This window comes from Leisingera sp. F5 (assembly GCF_001593695.1).
The window spans coordinates 1-3,830 of record NZ_LUKH01000208.1 but is presented as its reverse complement, the minus strand read 5'-3'; the positions used below and the strand labels follow the sequence as shown (position 1 = coordinate 3,830).

Sequence of the window (3,830 nt, the reverse complement as noted above, 5' to 3'; positions counted from 1 at the left end):
CGACCGGGGCTGTCATCATGCGGAGCGAGCCAGGTCATCTCTTTGTCCAACCAGATCAGAAGCGACCCGCGCTTTCTGAGCGCATCGTTGTAGCTGGACCAATTCGTCGTACGGTAGCGGGCTGGTGTGGGCTTGCTCATCTGCCCCGTCTAACCGCATGGATTCGTGATGTGAATCCTTAGCACTCAGAGTTCTGCAACAACGCCGTTGGCAAACAAAAAAGGTATAGGGAGCCGGTTGGGTAGATGATCAGAGTTTCAAGTATTTGGCGGGAATGTTGCGATCAGAATGCCAACCCGTGGCGACCTGGATGCTGGACGGCGACTACAGCGGGTCGGGCAGCCTGATTTCTGGGGCCTCTCCAGCGGAAATGAACTCGACACGCGCACGATCATCCAAGGTTTCAGCGAAGCGTCCCAAATAGCGCATTCCAGGATAGACATAAGATCTTGTGTTGCCGTCTCTGCCAGAAATTTCTTCATTGGTCAGCGTTTGGCGTCTTTTGTGGCATCTTGCGGCCTTGTCGTCGAAGCGCACAGGATCCAATCGAAACGCAATACATCCATTTTGTCCTTCATCCAGAACAAAGAGGCCTGCCTCTGCGAGATACAAGTTTGATCCTTTCCACCAGCCAGTGTCTTCGAACAGCTCGCGTGATATTATCTCACCACGATGCTCCACAGTCAGTGTCCGCCGCCAATCGCTCTGGAGGCTGAACATTCCGTTGACCTCCAGAGACACCCGCACGCCGCCGTCCAGATTAACAGAAGCCTGATGCGCACTATTGCAGCCCGCCAAGAGGGCCGCTGTTAAGAAAAAAGCAAAGACAATGCGCATGGGATACCTAAATCTGAAACTCGATCAAAATTGGTTCGAGCAAGGCCTGCGGTCAATGGCCTATTGGGTCCCTTCAAGCACTTTTCTGAAGGCTTCCTCTGAGCTTAGCCTTGAGCGCAACAGGAACCAGCGAAGATACAGCTTTAGATATTTCGACGCTGGACCTTTGAACGGACGCATGAATTCATCGTAGCGAGAATGAAGCGAGTTCACATTCTGAATGTGGAAGGCCTTTTGAACGACCCTCTGGCCTGGCTTGTTGCTCAGGACATGATGCACCATTCCGGTCTTTTTTGAGAAGCGTGCGTATGCCGCTGCACCGTCGGTGCAAAGGACTGCATCCGTTGCAACAACCGGGCTGAGGGCGGCGTCGATGACAGGTATGCTCCTGTTCTTGATCCGCTCAAGAAACCGATGTCCAGAACGGTCTGTAATTGTGAGAAGCGGCAGCTGCCAACGCGACAGCCCTCGTTTCATCTTCACGCGTCCGCTTTTGTAGACATACCATTGATGGCGTGGCGGGCGCGGGTATAGAGATGGATTTTGGCGATGCAAAACCCACTCCCGTGATCCCTTGCGGCTTTCACGCTGGTGGGTTTCATCGACTTCAATGATACCGCCGAACTTGGTGTCAGAACCATGGCCTAAAGCTTCCAAAATCAACACTCTCCATCGCCAGATAGTGTCCTTGGTTTTGCCGAGCGAGAATGCCAGATTCCGGCAGGATCGTGGCCTGTCAGAAAACATATCTCGGACGACTTCGAGAAACAGGTCATGGCGATGGATCCCGCAAATTGAGGTCCCTGTGAGACCAGTATAGGTTTTCAGACATCCGCTGCACCGGAAGCGCTGACCTCCGGTTCGGGTTTGACCCCATTTTTGCCGTCGGCAGCCTCCGCAGTGTGGACACGCGTCGTCTCTCTCAGCTCGCCCTTCTATTTCGGACAAAGATGCACGTGCCCGACGGATATCCATGGTGCTCGAAAGCAAATCTTCGATCTGGTTCGCATTCAACTGCGGCAGTTGATCAAGCAGAGATCGAAACAGGTGCTGATTTACTGGTGCGGATTTCGCTTTGGCCATTTGTCCTCCGAGGATTGCTCGAAAGGCCATATTGGCCGACTTTTCTCAGCGGGAAGGGCCCCAACACGATTTAGCGACATGGCTAAAGGTTTTAGGGTTGGGTTGTGATGTGCCGCGACGAGTGCGGCCTGGAACATGACGTGCCGCAACAGCCGCCTCCCTCCGCCGATGGTGCGCTTCCCGCGCAGTGTGCCGCTGTCATGCGCTATTGGGGCTAGTCCAGTGAGCGCGGCAGCCTGTTCTCCGGAGATCTGACCAAGTTCGGGCATCTCGGCAATCAGCATCGTGCTGGCCACTGGGCCAACCCCGGGAACGGATCGCAGGATGGTGGCGGTTTCGGCCAGTTCGGCATTGGCTGCGACAGTTTGCTCGATACGGTGTTCCAGCTCTGTAATCTGACGATCCAGCAGTTGCCTGAAATCGTGATCCATATCCGCGAACAAATCCGCCGTTCCGAGCTTTCCGTGTGCTTTTGTCTGCGCCGGGAGCCGCTTGCGCGTTTCAACGAGCTGCCCGCGCTTGGAGGTCAGGGCCCTGAGAAGGCGCAGCTTTTCATGTGGAAGGCCGCGCCCGGCCTCAGGACGGAACGCCATGAAGCGGGCGATCAACTCGGCATCAATCCGGTCTGACTTTGCACGGGTGCCCCGACTGGCCGCAAACGCCTTAATCTGTGCAGGTGGCAGTTGCCGAGTGGAAATGCCCGCGGCATCCAAGACGGCCCAGAGACGCCATTCCTGCCCGCCGGTCGCTTCAAAACAGACCACAGCACACCGTTCCTGAGCGACCGCCGTCAGTTGTGCATGACCTTCCTGCGTATTCGGAAATCGAAGCCGGTGCCGATCAGGAAGACAGTGGATGTCCAGCCAGTCACGGGAGACGTCTATGCCAATGATCGCCGAATGCTGTATTCTGCTCATGCTCTCTTCCTTCTGATCCGCGGTCCAGGCTGGCCGCATTCAACTGTTCGAGACGATGGAGAGAGACGGTGCTGGCTCGCTAGGAAACGTGGTCGTGCCACAAGGCTCAGACGCCAAACACCGCCCCGTCGCTGGCCTCCGCCAAGGCCAGCGACGGGGGCAGAATAGCAATGCCGGGATACAGAAGGCTCAGGGCTTCGAGCGCGCGGGCGCGCTCCGCCCGGGCGGCTGGTATCAGCTGGCCGGACTTTTCGGCCAAATACTGGAGAATCGCCATGGACTGGCTCAGGGTAATCTTGCGGCCGCAAGGGCCTTCGTTGTCGATGATCAGCGGCACCTGTCCCATCTGGTTGAGCGCCAGGAACCCCGGCCTGTCCTGGTCCCGCTCGCGCAGATTCACAGGAACCGTCCGGTAGGGCAGCCCGGTTTCTTCCAGCGCGATCAGCACCCGGTAGGTGTTACCGGTGGTCCAGCCGTAGAGATCAATCATTTCCCCCTCCTGCGGTTGAGGCCCAGCTGCGGTCCAGACTGATCTGCATCTCCTTCATCACCGCGCCGTGGCCGCCTGCCATCAGGCCGGTGATCCGGCCGGCGCTGAGGTCCAGCTCAACGGTGATTTCGCTTGGGGAAGCGGGCTCCATGAAGTGGCCCTGCTCAATCAGCAGCCTTGGCTTGCGCGCACCCAGGTGGTCATAGAGCGCGCAGGCCAACGGGCCCGCTGCCATGCCGGTGGCCGATTCTTCGCTGATGCCGTAACGCGGCGCAAACATGCGAGCGGTGGCGTCAGCAGAGGTAGCACCGGGATCCGTCGTGAACACGTAAAAGCCGATCAGATCCAAGGCTTCGCTGATGGCCTCGAGCTGCGCAAAGTCGGGTTTCACCGCCTTGAGCGCGGCACCGTCTTTGACTGCAACCAGCACAAAACTGTTGCCGGTATTGGCCAGCTTGGGAGAGAAGCGCGGATCCAGATCCACTAGCGTCAGCCCCAGTGCG

General features: G+C 57.5%; 5 protein-coding genes and 1 pseudogene. All 6 read right to left on the bottom strand.

Annotated elements, in window-relative coordinates; translation table 11 throughout:
- Positions 1 to 140: pseudogene (locus A2I95_RS27445) on the bottom strand (IS5/IS1182 family transposase); the annotation flags it as partial.
- A gap of 184 nt (positions 141 to 324) precedes the next feature.
- The gene (locus A2I95_RS27440) at positions 325 to 837 is read right to left on the bottom strand and encodes a hypothetical protein (RefSeq protein WP_291735011.1); all 513 of its coding nucleotides are present in this window, start codon (positions 835 to 837) and stop codon (positions 325 to 327) included.
- Positions 838 to 897: 60 nt separating this feature from the next.
- A complete protein-coding gene (locus A2I95_RS27435; RefSeq protein ID WP_291735009.1) occupies positions 898 to 1,920 on the bottom strand; it encodes an IS1595 family transposase in 1,023 nt (340 codons plus the stop codon).
- Positions 1,893 to 2,837 carry an IS110 family transposase gene (locus A2I95_RS27430; RefSeq protein WP_291735006.1) on the bottom strand — a complete coding sequence of 315 codons (945 nt, stop codon included), beginning with the start codon at positions 2,835 to 2,837 and terminating at the stop codon, positions 1,893 to 1,895. The genes A2I95_RS27435 and A2I95_RS27430 overlap by 28 nt, the downstream gene beginning before the upstream one ends.
- A 106-nt stretch (positions 2,838 to 2,943) precedes the next feature.
- On the bottom strand, positions 2,944 to 3,327 hold the full coding sequence (locus tag A2I95_RS27425; protein WP_291735004.1) for a glutathione S-transferase N-terminal domain-containing protein: 384 nt from the start codon (positions 3,325 to 3,327) through the stop codon (positions 2,944 to 2,946).
- Positions 3,320 to 3,830 (bottom strand): PhzF family phenazine biosynthesis protein (locus tag A2I95_RS27420; RefSeq protein WP_291735002.1); only part of this gene is annotated, 511 nt, incomplete at its 5' end. The genes A2I95_RS27420 and A2I95_RS27425, both read right to left, overlap by 8 nt.

What these genes read in the sequence shown, in the direction of transcription:
- A2I95_RS27440 (WP_291735011.1), bottom strand. Translation starts at nt 837, where the DNA reads ATGCGCATTGTCTTTGCTTTTTTCTTAACAGCGGCCCTCTTGGCGGGC.
- A2I95_RS27435 (WP_291735009.1), bottom strand. Translation starts at nt 1,920, where the DNA reads ATGGCCAAAGCGAAATCCGCACCAGTAAATCAGCACCTGTTTCGATCT.
- A2I95_RS27430 (WP_291735006.1), bottom strand. Translation starts at nt 2,837, where the DNA reads ATGAGCAGAATACAGCATTCGGCGATCATTGGCATAGACGTCTCCCGT.
- A2I95_RS27425 (WP_291735004.1), bottom strand. Translation starts at nt 3,327, where the DNA reads ATGATTGATCTCTACGGCTGGACCACCGGTAACACCTACCGGGTGCTG.